The sequence below is a fragment of the Prevotella amnii CRIS 21A-A genome (assembly GCF_000177355.1).
GTDB lineage: Bacteria > Bacteroidota > Bacteroidia > Bacteroidales > Bacteroidaceae > Prevotella > Prevotella amnii.
Map to the genome: position 1 here is coordinate 1 of NZ_ADFQ01000065.1, position 612 is coordinate 612.

A 612-nucleotide genomic window follows, 5' to 3' on the forward strand; every position below is an offset into this window, starting at 1 on the left:
AAAAGTCGCACTTCGAGTACAGGACTGTCACCTTATATTGTTATTCTTTCCAAAATATTCCTCTCGATTGACTTTTTCCTTTATCGTGGTCCTACTACCCCTATTACGCAATATACGTAATAGGTTTGGGCTTTTCCCCGTTCGCTCGCCACTACTAAGGGAATCATTTTTATTTTCTTTTCCTAGAGGTACTAAGATGTTTCAGTTCCCTCCGTTAGCTCTCCTAAATATTATAGGAGTAACATGTCTTCTACATGTTAGGTTGTCCCATTCGGAAATCCTTGGGTTAACAGTTATTTGCACTTAACCAAGGCTTATCGCAGCTTATCACGTCCTTCATCGCCTCCATGAGCCTAGGCATCCGCCATACGCCCTTTTTTACTTTCTTCGCTAACTCTTACTTAAATAAGAAGAGTTGTAGCTCATACTTTCAGCTGTTGTGTGATTTCTATTTTATTTTTATAACATAATCATTTCTTATAAAATAAGATTTGATATTATTTCACTTACAGTTTATTTAATGTACAATATGTCAAAGATCGTCTTAGCTACTCTCTATAGAGAGAGATTTTATAGCCTAAGTGGAGTATCAGGTCTTGAACCTTTATATAA

At 36.3% G+C, this 612-nt stretch carries 1 rRNA gene; it reads right to left on the reverse strand.

Going from position 1 to position 612, the window contains the following annotated elements:
- Positions 1-388, reverse strand: a 23S ribosomal RNA gene (locus HMPREF9018_RS11100); the annotation flags it as partial.
- Positions 389-612: the final 224 nt, after the last annotated feature.